Genomic DNA, 18,886 nt, shown 5'->3' with positions numbered 1-18,886 from the left:
GATTAAATTAAAAGAAAATGAAATCAGCGTTAATAATTGGATCAGGATTAGGCGGATTAAGTACAGCTCTTAGACTTAGCCACAAAGGCTATGATGTTACAATTCTTGAAAAACACCATAGAGCTGGTGGTAGATTAAATCTTATCGAGCAAGATGGTTTCCGTTTTGATATGGGTCCGTCATTTATGAGTATGACTTATGAGCTTGATGAATTATTCAATAGCATTAATGAGAAGAATCCAATTGAATTAGAAGAACTTGATCCGCTTTATCAAGTTTTTTTTGAAGGCAAAGAAAAACCTAGACTGATTTACAAAGATTTACAAAAACTTCAAGAAGAGTTCAAAGATATTGAACCCGACTTGGCTAATAAAGTTGATAAATATTTATCAAGAGCCAGTCAATTTTTTCATGATACCGAAGATAAAGTTGTTAAGTCTAATTTTAATAATAAGCTTGAATATATTCTAAAACTCAGCAGAGTTCCGCTTAAACATCTACCATATTTATTTAAGACGATGTGGAGTGAAGTTGATAGAACTTTTAAGTCTGAAGAAATGAAAATTATCTTCTCTCTTGTTGCTTTCTTTTTAGGTTCAACACCATTTCAAACACCTGCAATATATTCTTTGCTAAACTACACAGAAATGCGTCACAACGGTTACTGGAAAGTTAAAGGCGGTATGTACAAAATGGTAGAAGCAATTCTAAAAATATTAGAACGCAAGGGAGTTAAGATTCACTACAATACAGAAATAGTCAGCATAGGAAATAACAACGGCAAGCTAAATGAAGTAATCGATCAAAACGGAAAAAGATGGACTGCCGATATAATTATATCAAATTCTGATGCTGCATCTTTTAGAGGAAAATTACTTGGTCGAAAAAATTATTCTGAGGCTAAACTTGATAAAATGCATTGGACGCTGGCTCCATATACAATTTATCTCGGTGTTAAAGGTAAGGTAGATAAACTAATGCATCATAATTATTTCCTTGGAAGTAATTTTAGAGGTTATGCAGATACAATTTTTACATCTTCTATAAATCCGCAAAAGCCTTACTACTATGTGAATGTTACTTCAAAATCGGATCAAACAGCCGCACCGGAAGGTCATGAGAATATTTATATTCTTTGTCCCGTACCGGATTTAAGATTCAAAAAAGATTGGTCTGATAAAGAAGAATTAGCCGAAACATTAATTTCCGATCTCTCGCAACGAACCGGATTCGATATCAAGAATAATATTGTAACTAAAAGAATAATGGCTCCTGATGACTGGGCAAATGCTCTTAATCTCTACAAAGGATCAGGTCTTGGATTAGCACACGATATTGACCAAGTAGGAGCATTTAGACCAAGCAATAAAGACGAAGAGTTTAGCAATTTGTACTACGTTGGTGCATCAACAACGCCCGGCACCGGATTGCCGATGGTAATAATTAGTTCAAAACTTGTAACCGAAAGGATCGAGAAAGACTATGCAACTTTATCATAATGTTTCGTATAAAATGAGTAAAAAACTTACTCAAGCTTATAGTACGTCATTTAGTTTTGGTATAAAAGCGTTTGCTCCGGAATATCGCGACCCAATATATGCTATTTATGGTTTCGTGAGAATAGCTGATGAAATCGTAGATACATTTCATGGTTATGATAAAGCTGCTTTGATTCAAAAATTTAGAGAAGATACATATAATGCAATAGAAAACGGAATTTCAACAAATCCAGTTCTTCATGCATTTCAACTCGTTGTAAATGAATACAAAATAGATCTTGAATATATTGATGCATTCTTAAACAGCATGGAAATGGATCTTTATAACTCAACCTATAAACGTAATAGTTATGACAATTATATTTACGGTTCTGCGGAAGTTGTCGGATTAATGTGTTTAAAAGTCTTTAATAAACATGATAACGAAAAATTCGAATCATTAAAAGAACCGGCAAGATTACTAGGTTCAGCATTTCAAAAAGTTAATTTTCTACGTGATATTAAAAGTGATATTGAAGAAAGAGGTAGAATTTATCTGCCCAATGTTGATGCTGAAGTAGAAATAAATGACGCAAACAAAATATTACTTGAAAATGAAATCCAACGTGAATTTGATGAAGCACTAATTGGAATTATGAAACTTCCGATTGGTGTAAAACTCGGTGTGTACTCAGCATTTTTATATTATCAAAGATTGTTTTCAAAAATTAGAAAATGTAGCGTAAATGAATTGCAATCAAAACGAATAAGAATTTCAAACGCATATAAATTTGCGCTGTTCATAAAAGGATTATGGGAAATAAAAGTACTACGGCTTACTTAATGACTGATTACAAGAATTATATCGTTGCATTGCTTTTTCTTGTTATCTATGTAAATTTATCTGCTTCGCAAAATGAATCGTCGAAACATATCAATGATGCAGTTCTTGAAAAATTAAGGCTAAATTACTATTCCGGCGTTGAAGAATATGAGTATGTGGATTCATTACAAACTTATATAGAAGATATTTTTGGTAAAAATATATCAGATTATCCGCCAACTATTCTTGCTTATAAAGCTGGAATAGATGCCTTAAAATCCAAGCATGCATTCTGGCCTTTTAAAAAAATGAGTTATCTTAATGATTCAATGAGCTTATTTGAAGAAGCGATTGCAAAGGATCCGGAAAATTTAGAGATAAGGTTTATGAGGTTTTCTATCTTATATTACGTTCCCGGAATATTGGGTTATGGAAACGAAACTGAAGAAGATCTAGATGTAGTTTACCAATTATTACTTGAACGAGATTATTCGGCACTTGATTATGAAATTCAAAACGGAATGATTGAATTCCTATTGATGACAGATTTACTCTCAAAGGATGAAGAAAACAAATTGAAAAATTATTTGGTATCAGCCAAACCAAATGAGTGACTATTTACTGATTAATATTGCCACTATTTTTGTCCCGATTCTGTTAACCTTCGAAAAGAAATTAAAGTTCTACCGCAATATTCCTGCGGTTTTTATTTCTATAGTACCAGTCGGACTTCTATTCATTGCATGGGATATAATTGCTACTGCAAGAGGAGATTGGTCTTTTAACGAAGAACATATATTGGGTGTTTATGTATTCAATCTTCCACTCGAAGAAATATTATTTTTTGTTACTGTTCCTTATGCTATAATATTTCTGTATGAAACGGCAAAGTTTTACTTGGGCGATAAAGAGATAACGTATTACTGCAATCTTTATACCTACGCTGCATTATTTTTTTCTGTTGCCTCATTGGCTTTTATCGGGCAGTATTATACTCTCACAATAATGTTGTTTGTTGGATTATTCTTTGTCGCTGCTAAATTGTTAAATCCTTCTTTGCTAAAATCAAGATTGTACTGGCGATTTATTGCTTTTACTTTCATTCCATTTTTCATTGTTAATTATTTTCTTACATCCATTCCTATAGTTTTATATAATGATTCGGCTATTTGGGGTACGCGGATAATTACGATACCGGTTGAAGATTTTTTCTATTCATTCTCATTGCTGTCCTTTAACTTACTAATTTATGTGACTGTAAAAGAAAAATGGCTTATAAAAAAGTAGCAATTATCGGATCGGGAATCGGTGGACTTTCAACGGCTTTGAGATTAAGTGTTCTTGGTTATGAAGTAGATGTTTATGAGCAAAGCAACTCAGTTGGAGGTAAAGCAAACGAAATCAACAAAAATGGTTTTCGATTTGATACCGGACCATCACTTCTTACAATGCCTTTTGTTCTAGAAGATCTTTTCACTTCATCCGGATTAAATTTATCCGACTATATCAAAATGAAAAAATTAGATGTGTTGTGTAAGTATTTTTATCCGGATTCAACTATAATTACTGCATACTCAGACGTAGATAAATTTGCTGAAGAAATTGAATTCAATACTAACGATAAAGCCGATGATATTAAGAAATACTTAAATTATTGCAAGAATATTTATGATCTTTCCGCGGATTTATTTCTTTTTAAAAGTTTTTCAGAGAAGAAAAATTTTATAAGTAAAAAAGCGATCAAGACTTTACTAAATATTAAGAATCTTGACACACATCGAACTATGCACGAAGCTAACTCCTCTTTCTTCAAGGATGATAAAACTATTCAGCTATTCGATAGATATGCGACTTATAATGGCTCAAATCCATTTCAAGCACCGGCGACGTTAAATGTTATTCAACATGTTGAATATAATCTCGGCGGATATATTTCCAATGACGGCATTTATTCTATTCCGAAAGCAATTGAAAAGGCTGCAAGACTCAAGGGAGTAAACTTCTTTTTTAATTCTTCAGTTCAAAAAGTTATTCACGAAAAGAATATTATAAAGGGGATCACAGTCAATGGCAAACAAATAGACTATGATATCGTAGTCTCGAATTCAGATGTGGAAAACACTTATAAAAATTTACTAAATGATAATACTTCTTCTTCAGCAAAAAAATATTCTAAATTAGAGAAATCGACTTCTGCACTTGTATTCTATTGGGGAATCGAAGGAATATACTCCGAATTAGAGATTCATAATATTCTTTTCTCGGAAGATTATCAAAAAGAATTTGATGATCTATTTACTAACAGAATTATCCCTACAGATCCAACGATATATATTTATATTTCCTCAAAATTTAAAAATGATGATGCGCCGGTTAATTATGAAAATTGGTTTGTGATGATCAATGTTCCTTATAACAAACAACAAGTTTGGGAAAAGGAAATCCAGAGAGCCAGAAAAATAATTCTAGAAAAACTTAACCGAATTTTAGGAGTCAATATTGAAAGTAAAATTGTACTTGAAGATATACTGACTCCAGAATTGATTGAGAAGAAAACCAGCAGTATTGGCGGAAGTATTTATGGAATATCGTCAAATAATAAAATGGCAGCTTTCTTACGTCAACAGAATAAATCTAAAGAATATAACGGTTTATATTTCTGTGGCGGAAGTGCACATCCCGGTGGCGGAATTCCTTTAGTAATTTTATCCGGTAAGATTACTGCAGAACTTATTGAAAAGTATGAAATAAAATAAATGATTAAAGCTGAACACTCAAATATTGCGAGATTGATTTTTAATCCATACATAAACAGGATAATTAAAAAATCTTTCAGCAATTTTTATTTAGTAAACTTATATCCTTCTGTTTCTTCCGAATCTTCACTTATTGTAACGCCAAATCATATTAGCTGGTGGGACGGATTTTTTATTGATTTTGTTAACCGTAAAAAGATCAATCGTAAAATGTATTTAATGATGCTGGAATCATCTTTAAAGAAATATTGGTTCTTTAAAAAGGTAGGAGCTTATTCAATCGATCCTGATAATCCAAGATCTATTGTTGAGACAGTTAAGTACACAAACGAAATTCTTAATGATACTAAGAACTTTGTGGTTACTTATCCTCAAGGAAAGATTGAACCATTCGAAAAACGACCGATTGATATAAAAGAAGGACTGAAATTATTAATTAAAAATTCGAGTGATAAGAAATTTGTATTACCGGTTGGATTTAAAATTCAATTTTATAATGAAAAAAATCCGGCAGTTATTTGCAGATTTGGTGAATTAATAGAAGTAAAATTGATTTTGGAAGATTATAACCAATTTAGATTTAAGTTCACGGAAAACCTTGATTTATTAAATGAAGCTGCTAATCAAAAAAGTTTTATTGAAGATTTATTATAATGACAGCAATAGAATTAATCATATTCGCTATACTTTTTATCTCACATTCAATTTTTCTTGGAATAGTCTTGTTTAATTATTCAACAGCACCTCGACTATATAATACTAGAAAAGAGATCACCGAAAACATTTTTATCTCGATTTTAATCCCGGTAAGAAACGAAGAAAAAAATATAGGGGACTTACTTAACTCTATAAACCAGCAATCGTACGATAACTATGAAGTTATTGTCCTCGATGATAATTCAGAAGATCAATCCACAAAGATAGTCCAAGAATATTCTTCCAAGTATAGTAAAGTAAAACTTGTTAATGGTAAATCAATTCCTTCAAATTGGCTGGGTAAAAATTGGGCATGTTATCAACTATCAAAATATGCGAACGGAGAATATTTATTATTTGTAGATGCCGATGTTACATTAAACAAGCATGCAGTTTCAAACGCAATTTATGAGATGCAAAAGCACAAATTATCATTGTATTCGGTTTTTCCAACACAAAAAATTGCTAGTTTTGGCGAATGGTTTGTTGTACCGTTAATGAATTGGTTGTTACTTAATTTTCTTCCGTTGAAGTTTGTAAATTCAAAAAAAAGTGAAAATCTAGCAGCGGCAAACGGTCAGTTTTTAATGATGAATAAGGAGATTTATGAACAAATTGGCACTCATGAAGCTGTTAAGAATGAGGTAGTTGAAGATATGCAGTTTGTTCGTCTATTCAAAAGAAATGGATACAAAGTAAGAACATCACTAGGTGAGGATGCTGTGTTCTGCAAAATGTATAATTCTTTTTCTGATTCGGTTAATGGATTTGTAAAGAATTTTTACAAGGGATTTAATGTCGGGAAAACAACTTTTATTATTCTTTTACTAGTCTTGTTTTTTATGTTTACAGCACCACTATTATTATATTTTTTTAACGATATATTTATGTTAATTGTGCTCATGATATTCTTCGAAAGAATTTTTATTTCGATAATGAGTAAGCAAAACTGGTTTTTAAACCTAATACTACATCCGTTTCAAATGATTATCATGTTATTATTTGGTTTAAAATCCGTAAGTAGTAAATATTATAATTGGAAGGAGAGAATAGTTGAGTCATAAATCTACACTGATAGTCTTATATGTGGTTTATGCAGTTGGCATTATCGGACATCTCTTTACTCCAACTAGAGAATACATGTTGATGTTGACTCCATATACATTACTTCTAACAGGTGGTATTGTCCTTAGCAAAGTTTTACCTCACAATATTACGCTCGTTAAATGGATTGTTATCGTATATATCGTCACGTTTGCATTGGAAGTGTTTGGAGTGAAGACCGGCTTACTTTTTGGTTCTTATGAATATGGAGATGTATTAGGTCCTAAACTTTTTGAAACCCCTCTCATAATAGGATTTAACTGGGTTTTAGTAATTTTGGGTGGAGTTCTTCTTTCTAGCAAATTTATTTCCAATAACTTTCTTATTGTATTATTTACTCCATTGCTTACAGTTCTATTCGATTTTTTCCTAGAACCTGTTGCAATAAAATTAAATTATTGGATGTGGTTTAGAGGTGAGATACCAGTACAGAATTATTTAGCGTGGTACGCTATTTCATTATTAGCTGTTTTCTTTTTTATGCAGTCCAAAATTGAAGTAAAGTCCACCATCCCTATTCATTACTTTGCTATACAAATATTCTTTTTTCTTTCATTAAATATTATGTTATAAAAAATGGGTGTAACAATTGCCATATCGATCATAGTAATTTGGGGAATACATTTATTTTATTCTCTAAATTATTTAGAAATCAATTTCACTAATCCATGGATTTACTTTCATGTCTTTTTGCAAGCATATCTATACACCGGATTATTTATCACCGGGCATGATGCCATGCATAGACTAGTCAGTAAAAATTATAAAGTAAACAAAATAATCGGTCAGATTTCTACATTTCTATTTGCAGCTTTGTCTTACAATCGTTTAGTGAAGAATCATTTTCTGCATCACAAATTTCCGGGAACCGAAAAGGATCCGGATTACTCCATTAAATCCCAGAACTTTTTTGTGTGGTACTCAACTTTCATGATCAGATATGCTACAGTACTTCAGTTGGTTATGATGGCAATAATTTTCAATGTTTTAAAACTTTGGTTTCCCGAGATTAACATTTGGGTGTTTTGGGTAATTCCCGCATTTCTTGGATCAATGCAGTTGTTTTATTTCGGAACATATTTACCGCATAGAAAACCGCATGAAGATAATATGGAACCACACAAAGCAAGAACTCAAAAGAAAAATCATTTATGGGCGATGCTGACTTGTTACTTTTTTGGTTATCATTTTGAACATCACGATGATGTTCACATTCCATGGTGGCAGCTTTATAAGATGAAATAGGTATTACAAATTTTGAACAAATCTACTAAAGTGGGATATGCTTTGATTTAGTTAAATCATTATTCTTTTTATCTCGCTTTGCATTTTTCTTTTCTTTTTTTGTAAGCAGAGGGGTTTTTTTTGTATTCTTTTTAACATTCTGACCTTTACTCATTTTATCTCCGGTTCTGTGTTGCTTTAATTAATTCTCGTTAGTTTGTAACCAATTTAATGCTTCGGATAAATCTTTTTCCATAAAGTATTTTACAACACAAAAACGGCTATTCTGATTTGAAGCATCCGGTATATCGCTTTTCTTTTTTGTATTGGCAATAATAATGGCAATTCGATCTTTATCAGTAAATCCAAACTCCTGAAGCTCTTCACCTGATGTGTGCAAACGATAAACACCTTCCTTCAATGTTGTCTCGGTATGATCGATAAGAAATTTATTACACAAATTTTCTTGTGCTAGCTTAATTGTATCTTTTGAATATTGCTCGGCTGCTTGAAAGTTAATTCTACCAGTAACTTTTATAAGTATGTATTCATCTTTGGGTAAATATGTAACGGAATATTTCATTAGTTTGGATTCTTCTGTTCTTGCTTAAGTACAATTTAGACAGAAAAAACTTAGCAAGCTACTTAATTATTATTCTCTAATAAATTGATTGAATTATGAGTTCTTTTTTAATGCTGATTTCTTTAAAATAAAAAATCCCGGACAAAGCCGGGATTTAAGTACAATAATAAACGTATATGTTAGTTGATTACTCTTACGTCAGCTGCTTGAAGACCTTTTGGACCTTCAGTAACAGAATATTCAACTCTATCATTTTCTTCAAGTGATTTGTAACCGTCGCCGGCAATTGCTTTGAAATGTACAAATACATCATCGCCGCTAGCTTGTTGAATGAAACCAAAACCTTTAGTACTGTTGAACCATTTTACTGATCCTTGTTTGCGCTCTGCCATAACAGATGCTCCTTTTTGTAAATTATAAATTGTATTGTTTTTGACAGGGCTCTAAAATTGTACTGGGGGATTTTCGAATTACTTCTACTTCTACATTACCACTTACTGCGGGTTTACATTTTTAAGATACTGCCGTACAGCTCCAAATATAGATTAAATTCCTTTAGTAACCTAATTTTATTTTCGATGTCTTGCTGAATGTTGAGTTTAAGCGCCAAAATGGCCTAAAGTGAATTAGAAGAAATCAGAAAAGATTAAGAATCCAAGTAACTTTTCAGACTATTTTGAATAAAATATTCCCATCCACCTTTACAACTTTCGGGTTTAAACTCCGGTATATCATCCGAAAAATCTTCAATAACCTCTGTGGTTACTCTTAACAATGATTTACTTCCATGATCTTCTAACTCAAATGTAACAAACGAATCACCGGAGTAATCTTTATACTTCCAATTGTACTTTATTAATTTGTTGGGGGTGACTTCAACAATTTTCCAGAGATGCAAAAAATCTCTTTCGCCGGAGCTCACATTAAATTGAGTTTCAAATCCAATCTCCGGTTTAAAATCCAGGATATTAGTGAAAAACCACTTCTTCATCTGATCAACTTCGGTGATTGCTTTCCAAACTTTGGAAGTCGGTTGGTTAAATTCTTCTTCAACTATAATTGGCTCATCTGTTGTTTTCATATTTAACTGTTACCCTTTATTAAAATTGTATCGCAATTTGCTGCTGTTAATCGGTGCTTTAAAATTTTCTGATATTCATCTGAATAATACCAATTCTCAAAATCATTTTTATTTTCAAATTGAATAACTACGGTCCGAGAGTAATTCCAATTTCCTTCAAGTATAACGGGATCATTATCCGAAGCTAAATATTTGCCATTATATTTTGCGAAAACATGGTCAACGCTCTTTAAGTAATTATTATATTCCTTCTCATCCTTAATTCTAATATTTGCGATAAAATAATAAGCCATTCTTAAACATTACGATTTATTTTAATACTAAAAATAGTTCCTTCCGGTTTTTGGGAAGTAAAGAAAACTTCACCACTAAGATATTGTTCGACTAAAAGTTTTACACTGTATGTGCCAATTCCTCTTCCATAACCTTTTGTGGAAAACGAACGTTGAAATATTTGTAATTGAATGACCTCGGGAATAATTTGTGGATTTTGGACGGAGAAAATAATATGATCGTTATCAATTGTAGAATATATTTTTATCTCATCATTTTTTGAAGAAGCTTCAATTGCGTTTTTAACTAAGTTGCCAAAACATCTAACTAAAAGTTTTTTATCTGTGTTTACTTTTATAAATGGATCACTTTCGGCTAAGGTCAACTTCTTGTCTTTTGTAAGTTGATGCTTGGAATATTGTGAGTAAACTTTTCTTAAAATGTCATTTACTTCCGTAGTTTGAAAATCAACCGACAATTTTCCGTCTTCCGCATTTCTCAGATCACGTTGAGTTAAAATCTCTTGAATTAGTTGATCGGATGATTCTATAAGCGGCGGGAGAATTTCATCAAATTCATCTTCTTCCGCATCTTTCAATAGTAATGAAAAATTGTTAACAACCGAAGCAGTGTTTAAAACATCATGAAAAAAAATTCTTTCTAGTGCTTGACGTCGCTTATCGCCGGAAATGTCTCTGATTGCAAAGATAGTATATTGTTCTTCATCTATATCTAGTAAAGATGTATTTACCTTGAAATCAAATGATTCTTCCTTCTGACTGAGTTCGCTGATAATTCGGCACTCCTCTTCAGAGGATAACTTGTTTTCATTAGTAAATTTAATTGCGTGGGCAGCACCGCATTCCGCGCAAAATTTCGATGTTCCGCATGAATCTTTTCCCATTTCATCACTATGAATGCAAGAGATTGCTTCACCTACACGTTTTCCTTTTAGCTCTTCAAAACTTGATTTTCTGAAACCGGCAATTGCCTTTTTGTTAGCGGCAACAATCTGTCTGTTTTTATCAAGTATAACCGCCAACTCAGGAAACCCGTCAAGCAATGTTTGAACAATTTTGTGATTGATAAGTTTTTGAGATTCCGAATTAATTTTCTCGTCTGATGTTCTTTCCGGTGAGTCGTAATAGGTGGTAATAGTTTTTTCCATGCACTCCTCAATTAAAGTAATATCTTGCACCGACAGCCAAATCTATTTCAAGCTTAGTTTCAGGAAGTAATCTGAATACCGGGACAAATTCCAGAAAGATATCCATTGGAATATTATCAGGGTAAAATAATATTCCGCCGACACCTCTGAATCCTAAACCGAATTTATCTTTTTCATTTCTTAAGCGTACACCGAAACCGTAATATAATGGAAAACTAATATTAGTATTAAAAGTATTGTCGATATGATATAAATAATCAGCGTGAATTGAGAGACCGTCATCACGACCTAAGAAATGCCAACCCAATCCACCGACAACTGCGTTATTTTCACTTACCCAGTATTTTGCATTTATACCGGAAGGTTCCCCGAACATTAATCCCAGACCGAAATTTGAAGGTTGTGAAAAACTATTTAGAAACATTAACACGAAGAATAGAAGAATAATTTTTAATTTCATTCTTTGCCCATTATTAATTCGTTTAACATACTTCTGAAAAATATTTGCTAAATTATTAGAGCAAATTTAACATAATCTAAACGGATGTAAAAAGGTAATAATTATGATAGAATCCAAAACAGAAATTGATATTAACGAGCTTATAAAAATTTATTCTGCCGAATTCGACACATCAAAAAAAGAGACATCAATAATCTTAGCTGCCGGTCACGGTAAAAGAATAAAATCACATCGTTCAAAAATGCTGCATAAAATTTGGGGTGAGCCCACAGTCTCTAGAGTTTTCGATGCTTGTGCTAAGGGACTAAAATCAGCAAACATTATAGTAGTGATTGGAATTAAAGCTGAAAACGTTATAGAAACAGTGGGGAAAAGAGAATACGGAAGTTATGCTTACCAAGCCGAGCAGCAAGGCACCGGTCATGCAGTTCAGGTTGCATTAGAAAAAATTGAAAACAAAAATTATGATGGCATTGTTTATGTTTTCCCCGGTGATATGGGGTTGGTTGACGAGAAAACAGTCTCAAGATTTAAAGATGAATTCCACAAATCCAATTCCGATATGATGGTTTTAACCGGACTTTTCGAAGGTGACTATAAAGAAAATTATTACGGTAGAATTGTAAGAGTAAAAGAAACCGACGTAAATGGAAATAAATCTCCTGATGCCGGACAAGTTATTAAAATTATGGAGCACAAAGATATTCTTAGTCTGTCCGAAACCGAAAATCATATTATCGAATTTAAAGAAAAAAAATACGCTTTTACTCGTCAGGAATTATTGGAGAACAATGAATTTAATTCCGGTGTTTTCGCTTTCAAGTATAAATATCTTGCTAAGCTTATCAACGAAATAGAAAGCAATAATGTACAGGGGGAGATATATCTTACAGACTTAATTCATCTATTCAATGAAGAAGGATTATCGGTTGGCGCTGTAAGTCCGATACAGCAGCATGTTATAATGGGATTTAATAATAAGTCTGTTCTTAAAGAGATGGAGAAGATTGCCCGCAATCATGTATATGATAAGATAAAAGATATAATCGAAATTGAAGATGAAGAAGATTTTTACATTGCCGATGATGTAGTCGAAAAAATATTGGAAATGGATTCACAAGGCACTCCTTTAGATATCCATGTCGGAAGAGGAGCATTTATTTGTAAAGGAGTTTCTGTTAATTATGGATGCACATTTGGTCGTGAGTGTATAGTAAAAGATAACATTGTACTCGGTAAAAATGTAAACATTGGTGAAGGCGTCGAAATATCATGCTTCCAGGGACAACAAGTTCTTGTTGGTGATAATGTTGAGATCATGAAAGGAGATATCATCAAAGGGAATATTACCATTGGCAACAATTCAAGAATTGAATCCAGCGTTAATATGACCGGCAGTGACGATTACCCGGTTACTATAGGAAATAATGTGGAGATAAAAGGAACAACATATATTTTCGGATCGAAGATTGCCGATAATATTTTGATTTATCATTCGGTGTTAGTAAGAAAAAATGTGATTAATCCTAATAAAGATGGTTCACAATTCAAGATAGGTTTTTATATTCCGGAAGTAATCGGTAGGGAAGGAATAAAAGAAATTTAAAAAGAAAAAGGAATGCAGCTTTGCATTCCTTTTTAAGAATAAAATTAAGTAAAACTATTTTTCTAATTTATTAACGAACTTAGTAAGTCTTGCTTTTTTTCTTGCCGCTGTATTTTTATGAAGTTTACCTTTTGAAGCAGCTTTATCGATTGCTGATACCGCTGATTTTAATACAACTTCAGCTTGTTCTTTTTCGGTTGAATCCAAAACTTTACCAACTAAAGTATTTACTTTAGATTTTATAGCTTTGTTTCTTATTCGTCTCGTCTCGTTTTGACGCGCTCTCTTTTTAGCAGAAGCGTGATTAGCCATTCTTATAACCCTAAATTAGATTTTTAATAGACCACAAATATAAGAGTATTACCAGTTTTGTGCAAATAAAATTAGTGTTTTTAAAGTCCTGACCAAAGTATAGTCTTTAATCTCACCAATTTAATAACTATTTTTGTCCTCCAATTTTTTAAGAGAAAGCTGCAAAAAATGCTTAAAATCAACGAAATTTATCATTCTATTCAGGGTGAGAGCACAAAAGCCGGTCTGCCTTGTGTTTTTATCAGACTGACATACTGCAATCTTCGCTGCACTTATTGCGATACCGAGTATGCTTTTTATGAGGGATATGATAAATCGATTGATGAAGTTATAAAGGAAGTAAAAAAATATAACTGCAATTTGGTTGAAGTGACCGGTGGTGAACCACTTGTTCAAAATGAATCAATTGAATTGATGAAAAGATTATGCGATGAAGGTTTTGAGGTAATGCTGGAGACTGGCGGAAGTCTGCCAATCGCAGAGATTGATAAAAGAGTAAGAATTATTCTCGATCTAAAATGTCCTTCCAGCGGGATGATGAAGAAAAATTTATATGAGAATATTGAACATCTAAAACCAATTGACGAAGTAAAATTTGTTATTGGCACTCGTGAAGATTATGAATGGTCAAAAGAACAAGTCGAAAAGTATCAATTCGATAAAAAATGTGCTGTTCTTTTCTCGGTTGTTTTCGGAGAACTTGAACCGGTTACTTTAGTAAATTGGATATTAGAAGATAAAATTAATGTGCGGTATCAATTACAAATGCATAAAATAATTTGGGAACCCGATAAAAAAGGTGTGTAATGAAAATTTCTAAAGAGTTTAAATGGGAAATGGGACATAGACTTCCGTTCCATTCCGGTAAATGTAAAAACATTCACGGTCATACTTACAAAATGCGCATTGAGATTGAAGGCGACTTGGATGAAAACGGAATGGTAATAGATTATTACGATGTCTCAGAAATCATTTCTCCAATTATTGATGAACTTGATCATTCTTTCATGGTAAAAGATTCCGATAAAGAAGTAATTGATTTTCTTGTTAAACTAAATTCCAAAAAAGTTGTAGTTCCTTTTGAAACGACAGCAGAGAATATTACTCTACATTTATTAACGAAAATAAAAGAACGAATTACTTCCGATCGAATAAAAAAAATAAAAATAAGAGTTTACGAAACAGAAAAGACTTACGCTGAAGATGAACTTGAGTTGTAAATCCTAAATCTTAATTTCGAAATACTAAACAATATTGAAGCAATAAATCCGAAATCCCAAACCGGGAAATTAGTTTTGTGCTTGTTTGATTTGAATTTTGAATTTGTTTAGAATTTAGTGCTTCGAATTTAGGATTTTTCCGAAGAGACAGTTTATTTCATTTTAATAACAAGTAATGTTACATCATCTTGCAGAGGATGATCTCCTTTCCAATCATTAGCAGTTTCAAGTAATAAATTAAGTAAAGATTCGGCACCGTTAAAACTGCTTGAAAGTAATCTTGATTTTATCCTTTCCATACCTAGCATTTCATTTTGAGAATTAAATAATTCGGGTAATCCGTCGGTCATAAAAACTAAATGGTCATCTTTATTCAGATCAATAATCATATTGCTGTAAGGAATATTTGGATTCAGACCAAGCGGCAAGCCTTTTAATGGAAATTCTTCTAATGTATTCTTGGTTTTATTTATTATAAGTAATGGAGGAATCCCAGCACCACTAATTTCCAGTTTATTTTCCACTAACTTTCCGGCAGCAAGTGACATAAAAAGTTTGGGTAAACGAATTTGTTTAACTCTTTCGTTTGCTTTTTGTAAAAAATCTGTTGGATCCAGAATTGAACCATAGTTACTGAAAATTGTTTTAGTTGCAGTTACCATTGCACCGGCATTAGCTCCATGCCCGGTTGCATCTCCAATTACAAATCTGAAAATGTCATTATCAAATACGAAATCATAATAGTCACCGCCGATTTCCGAAGCAGTTTCCATCTTTACGGCAATCTCCGCGTTTTTCATTATCGGCAGTACTTGCGGTAACATTGCAAGCTGAATGTTTCTCGCTGCTTCGAGTTCGTCACTTTTTCGTTTGTGTTCAATCTCAAGTTCTTTACTCTTTAATTCTAAAATTCTGTTTTGCCAAAAGACTGTTCGCATATAGTATTCGAGACTATAGCTTGCAAACATTCCCAAAATATTAGCCGAGGCAAGAAAGAACACATTATTTATAAAAACGTGAATTGGTGTAACGTGAAGTAAAATAGTTGACAACGCGTAAATAAGAACAACAACCCATGTTACCATCGACGCATAGATAAATCTGAGTCTTAAAAGTGAATGAGCATAAATTATAGCTAATAAAATACCGGCGTAATAATTTTGTCCGCCATAAGATTCCGAAATGATAATCATTACAATTATACCTGACCCGCCGAGCAGCACAACCAATCCCATTAAAAATTGCAAATATTTTTTAAGTGGTGTGAAGGTCAAGGCAATTATTACAAAGAAGAAGAAAATACTTATAATTCTGACGACGAAAACTTTTTCGGTCGCGTCCGGAATAACAACTTTATCTAATATATCAAAGAGAGCATACAAAAAAGCGGCTAGAAAGATTGAACCTCTAACGAGATTAAGAGATTTGATAATTAGATGATCACCAAACTCTTTGTTGAGTTTCTCATCTTTGAATGAAAGTGTGAACCGGTTTATAGAAAATTCAGGTAAATCTAATTGTGAACCGGATTTATTTGATCTATTTAAATCGATTTTCTTTCCCAACTATTTTTTGAGTTCTTTTACCTTACTCAAAATTTCCGGCAGTACTTTCCCGGCTTCTCCAAAAAATGAATGATGTGCGTTTTTAGTGAATTCAGTCGGCTCAATGTTTACTTCAACTAAATAAGAACCGGCTTGTAAAGCTGTAATAGGAATATAAGCAGCCGGATAAACAATTGCCGAAGTGCCGACAACAAAACATATATCACTTTTACCGGCTTCCCATTCTGAATTTTTGAATTCATCTTCGGGTAAATATTCACCAAACCAAACTACATCGGGACGAATAAGTCCGCCGCAACTACATTTAATCGCACCTTTTTTTTCATCGCTAATCGGAACATCGTTGTACCATTTTTTACAATCGATGCAATAATTTCTTTCTATATTACCGTGAAGTTCGTATATCTTTTTACTTCCGGCACGTTTATGTAAATTATCAACATTTTGTGTTACAACAGTAACATTTGGGTAATACATTTCAAATTCAGCAATTGCTAGATGTCCGGGATTTGGTTTAGCTTCTCTTACAATTTTTCTTCTGTATTGATACCATTCCCAAACCATATCGGAATTCCGGAGGAACGCGTTAAAGTTTGCAAGTTCCTCCGGTTTAAGTTTATTCCAGATTCCATCTTTACCGCGAAAAGTCGGGACTCCGCTTTCTGCTGATATTCCGGCACCAGAATAGAAAACAATATTCTCTGCCGATTTTAATTTCTCAACTAATTCGGACGGAATTGGGAATTCATTCATTTATAATTCTTTTTTTACTTTTTCGAGTAATTCTTTCGCTTCAACTAATCGCTGTTCATCATCTTCATCAATAATTGGACACTTCAAAGCTTTCTCCAACATTTTTTTTGCATCTGCCCAATCATCTTCTTCCATGAAGGCTTTTGCATAATCTAGATAGATCATCATAAAATTCGGATAAAGTTCAACAGCTTTAGCATAGTGTTTCATTCCAATTTCATAATCAGCCCAACCTAAACCGAGAGCAGCGCGCGCGACAGACCATTTATCTGAAATTTTATCGTGTGTTCTTCCCAAAACATAATGAGCAACGCCTTGAACTTCATTACCTCCGTTACCAAGTGAAATTGCTTTTTCACAATCGTCTCTTACTTGATCAACTACCGCACCAACAGAAAATACACCTTTGAAAAGAGCAATTCTTCCGTTGGCAATTGCTCGTCTTAACCAAGTTATAGATTTATCAGGAGCTTTTTCAATTGCTCGATCGGCATACTTAACTGACAATTCATATATCGCTAATTGTTCATCTTCTTGTTTGCTTGTTGAAGTAGGCATATGTTCGCCTATATCAACGTATGTTCGACTTAATCGCCATAGAATTTCCCAGTTATCGGGGTATTTTTCGTCAGCTGCTTTAAAGATTTTTAATGCGCCTTCATTATCAAATATTTTGTAGAGAGAATCTCCTTCAGAGATATATTTTTCAACTGTTTGAGAATAGGTGAGAGAAGTGAAAAGGAAAATGAGCATAGTTAGTAGAAAAGATATTCTTTTCATAATGCCGTCCTTATTAGTTATCAAATAGAGTTTCTTGTTCTTCTGTTAATTTTTCTTTGTCAGGAATGAAGATAGCAGTACCGGCAAGTTGTTGGAATCTTGTCCAGTTCTCACCTTTGTTTTCATCCAGCTTGATTGCATATTTATACGCATTAGATTTTGCACTCAATTCATCCGCGTGATAAAGTGTAATCGCTTCTAATGTTTTAGGAACTACCGGAGAAGCTTGCTCAAGTTTACCTTGGTGACTCAATACCAAGTGAATCAAATGTTCTTTAAGATCAAGAGGAAAATCTTTAATAGTTGAGGCGGCTTTCTCAATTTCAATTGCAGCTATTACGATATGTCCAAGTAATTTGCCGGAATCAGTATAATCGAAATTGGTTTCATAATTCAATTCCTTTGTTTTGCCGAAGTCATGAAGTATTGCACCGCATACCAATAAATCTCTATTAATTTCCGGGTGAATATCACTCATTAAATCACAAATTTTAATAATCTCTAAAGTGTGCTCAATTAATCCATGCACATAAGCATGATGCCAAGCTTTACCGGCAGGTACGTGTTTATATTTTGCATAGTTTTCACCGGAAAGAATTTTATTAATTAGCTGTTTGAGATGTTCATTTTTTATTTGTGAAATTCTTTTCTCAAGTTCCTTCACCATCTCTTCAAAGTTGTGTGAAGACTTAGGCATAAAATCACTTGGATTCACATCATCATTTTTAGTTGCAATGCGAATTGAGGAAACTTTTATCTGAGGTGAATTATTGAATTCTTCCATTTGTCCGGTAACTTTCACGACTTTACCGGGTTCTGCAGATTTTTGAAAATCATCAAATCCGTCCCAAACTTTTGCGCTAATCAAAGATGATTTATCGCGAAGCTCAAGATTTAAAAATGGTTTACCGGTTTTCGTTGTTCTTTCTTCTAATTTTAACAGAATAAAAAAGTGGTTTATGTTTTCGCCGGTTTGTATTTCGATAAGTTCTTTCTGTTTCATT

At 32.9% G+C, this 18,886-nt stretch carries 24 protein-coding genes; 12 read left to right on the top strand and 12 right to left on the bottom strand.

Going from position 1 to position 18,886, the window contains the following annotated elements; genetic code table 11:
- The first annotated feature begins 17 nt into the window (after positions 1-17).
- From crtI (QY331_13350) to QY331_13310, 9 genes are read left to right on the top strand one after another with little or no spacing between them, the layout of a single operon-like run.
- On the top strand, positions 18-1,499 hold the full coding sequence (gene crtI, locus QY331_13350; protein WKZ68940.1) for a phytoene desaturase family protein: 1,482 nt from the start codon (positions 18-20) through the stop codon (positions 1,497-1,499).
- Complete coding sequence (locus QY331_13345) at positions 1,483-2,322, top strand: phytoene/squalene synthase family protein (protein ID WKZ68939.1); 840 nt, start codon at positions 1,483-1,485, stop codon at positions 2,320-2,322. The genes crtI (QY331_13350) and QY331_13345 overlap by 17 nt, the downstream gene beginning before the upstream one ends.
- Positions 2,322-2,915: a hypothetical protein gene (locus QY331_13340; protein ID WKZ68938.1), complete on the top strand. Its 594-nt coding sequence runs from the start codon at positions 2,322-2,324 to the stop codon at positions 2,913-2,915. Before QY331_13345 ends, QY331_13340 begins: the two co-directional genes overlap by 1 nt.
- Positions 2,908-3,588, top strand: coding sequence for a lycopene cyclase domain-containing protein (locus tag QY331_13335; GenBank protein WKZ68937.1), 681 nt, complete (start codon positions 2,908-2,910; stop codon positions 3,586-3,588). Before QY331_13340 ends, QY331_13335 begins: the two co-directional genes overlap by 8 nt.
- The gene (gene crtI / locus QY331_13330) at positions 3,570-5,057 is read left to right on the top strand and encodes a phytoene desaturase family protein (protein WKZ68936.1); all 1,488 of its coding nucleotides are present in this window, start codon (positions 3,570-3,572) and stop codon (positions 5,055-5,057) included. The genes QY331_13335 and crtI (QY331_13330) overlap by 19 nt, the downstream gene beginning before the upstream one ends.
- Entirely contained in the window at positions 5,058-5,711 is a 654-nt protein-coding gene (locus QY331_13325; GenBank protein ID WKZ68935.1) for a lysophospholipid acyltransferase family protein, read from the top strand. It begins immediately after the preceding gene.
- Positions 5,711-6,817: a glycosyltransferase family 2 protein gene (locus QY331_13320; protein ID WKZ68934.1), complete on the top strand. Its 1,107-nt coding sequence runs from the start codon at positions 5,711-5,713 to the stop codon at positions 6,815-6,817. Before QY331_13325 ends, QY331_13320 begins: the two co-directional genes overlap by 1 nt.
- Positions 6,807-7,430 carry a carotenoid biosynthesis protein gene (locus tag QY331_13315; GenBank protein ID WKZ68933.1) on the top strand — a complete coding sequence of 208 codons (624 nt, stop codon included), beginning with the start codon at positions 6,807-6,809 and terminating at the stop codon, positions 7,428-7,430. Before QY331_13320 ends, QY331_13315 begins: the two co-directional genes overlap by 11 nt.
- A gap of 3 nt (positions 7,431-7,433) precedes the next feature.
- On the top strand, positions 7,434-8,102 hold the full coding sequence (locus tag QY331_13310; protein ID WKZ68932.1) for a fatty acid desaturase: 669 nt from the start codon (positions 7,434-7,436) through the stop codon (positions 8,100-8,102).
- Positions 8,103-8,127: 25 nt separating this feature from the next.
- On the opposite strand, the gene QY331_13305 is transcribed toward QY331_13310, so the two are convergent.
- The 7 genes from QY331_13305 to QY331_13275 all read right to left on the bottom strand — a co-directional run bounded on the left by QY331_13305 (position 8,128) and on the right by QY331_13275 (position 11,646).
- On the bottom strand, positions 8,128-8,256 hold the full coding sequence (locus tag QY331_13305; protein ID WKZ68931.1) for a hypothetical protein: 129 nt from the start codon (positions 8,254-8,256) through the stop codon (positions 8,128-8,130).
- A 27-nt stretch (positions 8,257-8,283) separates the two neighbouring features.
- The gene (locus QY331_13300; protein WKZ68930.1) at positions 8,284-8,664 is read right to left on the bottom strand and encodes a hypothetical protein; all 381 of its coding nucleotides are present in this window, start codon (positions 8,662-8,664) and stop codon (positions 8,284-8,286) included.
- 179 nt (positions 8,665-8,843) lie between these two features.
- Positions 8,844-9,056, bottom strand: coding sequence for a cold-shock protein (locus tag QY331_13295; GenBank protein WKZ68929.1), 213 nt, complete (start codon positions 9,054-9,056; stop codon positions 8,844-8,846).
- Positions 9,057-9,310: 254 nt separating this feature from the next.
- A complete protein-coding gene (locus QY331_13290; protein ID WKZ68928.1) occupies positions 9,311-9,745 on the bottom strand; it encodes an SRPBCC domain-containing protein in 435 nt (144 codons plus the stop codon).
- Positions 9,746-9,747: 2 nt separating this feature from the next.
- Complete coding sequence (locus QY331_13285) at positions 9,748-10,038, bottom strand: DUF1330 domain-containing protein (protein ID WKZ68927.1); 291 nt, start codon at positions 10,036-10,038, stop codon at positions 9,748-9,750.
- A 2-nt stretch (positions 10,039-10,040) separates the two neighbouring features.
- The gene (locus tag QY331_13280) at positions 10,041-11,186 is read right to left on the bottom strand and encodes a HAMP domain-containing sensor histidine kinase (protein WKZ68926.1); all 1,146 of its coding nucleotides are present in this window, start codon (positions 11,184-11,186) and stop codon (positions 10,041-10,043) included.
- Between the two features lie 7 nt (positions 11,187-11,193).
- A complete protein-coding gene (locus QY331_13275; GenBank protein ID WKZ68925.1) occupies positions 11,194-11,646 on the bottom strand; it encodes a hypothetical protein in 453 nt (150 codons plus the stop codon).
- 103 nt (positions 11,647-11,749) lie between these two features.
- Between QY331_13275 and QY331_13270 the strand changes: the two genes are divergently transcribed.
- Positions 11,750-13,252: an NTP transferase domain-containing protein gene (locus QY331_13270; protein WKZ68924.1), complete on the top strand. Its 1,503-nt coding sequence runs from the start codon at positions 11,750-11,752 to the stop codon at positions 13,250-13,252.
- A gap of 54 nt (positions 13,253-13,306) precedes the next feature.
- Here the strand turns inward: QY331_13270 and rpsT are convergent, their stop codons facing one another.
- Positions 13,307-13,564 carry a 30S ribosomal protein S20 gene (gene rpsT, locus QY331_13265; GenBank protein WKZ68923.1) on the bottom strand — a complete coding sequence of 86 codons (258 nt, stop codon included), beginning with the start codon at positions 13,562-13,564 and terminating at the stop codon, positions 13,307-13,309.
- A gap of 168 nt (positions 13,565-13,732) precedes the next feature.
- On the opposite strand from rpsT, the gene QY331_13260 reads away from it, so the two are divergent.
- Both QY331_13260 and queD read left to right on the top strand, forming a co-directional pair.
- Positions 13,733-14,371 carry a radical SAM protein gene (locus tag QY331_13260; GenBank protein ID WKZ68922.1) on the top strand — a complete coding sequence of 213 codons (639 nt, stop codon included), beginning with the start codon at positions 13,733-13,735 and terminating at the stop codon, positions 14,369-14,371.
- Complete coding sequence (queD, locus tag QY331_13255) at positions 14,371-14,784, top strand: 6-carboxytetrahydropterin synthase QueD (GenBank protein ID WKZ68921.1); 414 nt, start codon at positions 14,371-14,373, stop codon at positions 14,782-14,784. Before QY331_13260 ends, queD begins: the two co-directional genes overlap by 1 nt.
- A gap of 152 nt (positions 14,785-14,936) precedes the next feature.
- Here the strand turns inward: queD and QY331_13250 are convergent, their stop codons facing one another.
- From QY331_13250 to QY331_13235, 4 genes are read right to left on the bottom strand one after another with little or no spacing between them, the layout of a single operon-like run.
- Complete coding sequence (locus QY331_13250) at positions 14,937-16,349, bottom strand: SpoIIE family protein phosphatase (protein ID WKZ68920.1); 1,413 nt, start codon at positions 16,347-16,349, stop codon at positions 14,937-14,939.
- Complete coding sequence (locus QY331_13245; protein ID WKZ68919.1) at positions 16,350-17,102, bottom strand: NAD-dependent deacylase; 753 nt, start codon at positions 17,100-17,102, stop codon at positions 16,350-16,352.
- Positions 17,103-17,882, bottom strand: a complete 780-nt coding sequence (locus tag QY331_13240) for a hypothetical protein (protein ID WKZ68918.1) — start codon at positions 17,880-17,882, stop codon at positions 17,103-17,105.
- Between the two features lie 13 nt (positions 17,883-17,895).
- The gene (locus QY331_13235) at positions 17,896-18,885 is read right to left on the bottom strand and encodes an HD domain-containing protein (protein ID WKZ68917.1); all 990 of its coding nucleotides are present in this window, start codon (positions 18,883-18,885) and stop codon (positions 17,896-17,898) included.
- Position 18,886: the final 1 nt, after the last annotated feature.

The sequence above is a fragment of the Melioribacteraceae bacterium genome (assembly GCA_030584085.1).
GTDB lineage: Bacteria > Bacteroidota > Ignavibacteria > Ignavibacteriales > Melioribacteraceae > SURF-28.
This window is presented reverse-complemented; position numbering and strand designations above follow the sequence as displayed.

Bases quoted from the DNA above. Each gene is read 5' to 3' on its own strand.
- crtI (WKZ68940.1), top strand. From the start codon at position 18: ATGAAATCAGCGTTAATAATTGGATCAGGATTAGGCGGATTAAGTACA.
- QY331_13345 (WKZ68939.1), top strand. From the start codon at position 1,483: ATGCAACTTTATCATAATGTTTCGTATAAAATGAGTAAAAAACTTACT.
- QY331_13340 (WKZ68938.1), top strand. From the start codon at position 2,322: ATGACTGATTACAAGAATTATATCGTTGCATTGCTTTTTCTTGTTATC.
- QY331_13335 (WKZ68937.1), top strand. From the start codon at position 2,908: ATGAGTGACTATTTACTGATTAATATTGCCACTATTTTTGTCCCGATT.
- crtI (WKZ68936.1), top strand. From the start codon at position 3,570: ATGGCTTATAAAAAAGTAGCAATTATCGGATCGGGAATCGGTGGACTT.
- QY331_13325 (WKZ68935.1), top strand. From the start codon at position 5,058: ATGATTAAAGCTGAACACTCAAATATTGCGAGATTGATTTTTAATCCA.
- QY331_13320 (WKZ68934.1), top strand. From the start codon at position 5,711: ATGACAGCAATAGAATTAATCATATTCGCTATACTTTTTATCTCACAT.
- QY331_13310 (WKZ68932.1), top strand. From the start codon at position 7,434: ATGGGTGTAACAATTGCCATATCGATCATAGTAATTTGGGGAATACAT.
- QY331_13305 (WKZ68931.1), bottom strand. From the start codon at position 8,256: ATGAGTAAAGGTCAGAATGTTAAAAAGAATACAAAAAAAACCCCTCTG.
- QY331_13300 (WKZ68930.1), bottom strand. From the start codon at position 8,664: ATGAAATATTCCGTTACATATTTACCCAAAGATGAATACATACTTATA.
- QY331_13295 (WKZ68929.1), bottom strand. From the start codon at position 9,056: ATGGCAGAGCGCAAACAAGGATCAGTAAAATGGTTCAACAGTACTAAA.
- QY331_13290 (WKZ68928.1), bottom strand. From the start codon at position 9,745: ATGAAAACAACAGATGAGCCAATTATAGTTGAAGAAGAATTTAACCAA.
- QY331_13285 (WKZ68927.1), bottom strand. From the start codon at position 10,038: ATGGCTTATTATTTTATCGCAAATATTAGAATTAAGGATGAGAAGGAA.
- QY331_13280 (WKZ68926.1), bottom strand. From the start codon at position 11,186: ATGGAAAAAACTATTACCACCTATTACGACTCACCGGAAAGAACATCA.
- QY331_13275 (WKZ68925.1), bottom strand. From the start codon at position 11,646: ATGAAATTAAAAATTATTCTTCTATTCTTCGTGTTAATGTTTCTAAAT.
- QY331_13270 (WKZ68924.1), top strand. From the start codon at position 11,750: ATGATAGAATCCAAAACAGAAATTGATATTAACGAGCTTATAAAAATT.
- rpsT (WKZ68923.1), bottom strand. From the start codon at position 13,564: ATGGCTAATCACGCTTCTGCTAAAAAGAGAGCGCGTCAAAACGAGACG.
- QY331_13260 (WKZ68922.1), top strand. From the start codon at position 13,733: ATGCTTAAAATCAACGAAATTTATCATTCTATTCAGGGTGAGAGCACA.
- queD (WKZ68921.1), top strand. From the start codon at position 14,371: ATGAAAATTTCTAAAGAGTTTAAATGGGAAATGGGACATAGACTTCCG.
- QY331_13245 (WKZ68919.1), bottom strand. From the start codon at position 17,102: ATGAATGAATTCCCAATTCCGTCCGAATTAGTTGAGAAATTAAAATCG.
- QY331_13240 (WKZ68918.1), bottom strand. From the start codon at position 17,882: ATGAAAAGAATATCTTTTCTACTAACTATGCTCATTTTCCTTTTCACT.
- QY331_13235 (WKZ68917.1), bottom strand. From the start codon at position 18,885: ATGAAACAGAAAGAACTTATCGAAATACAAACCGGCGAAAACATAAAC.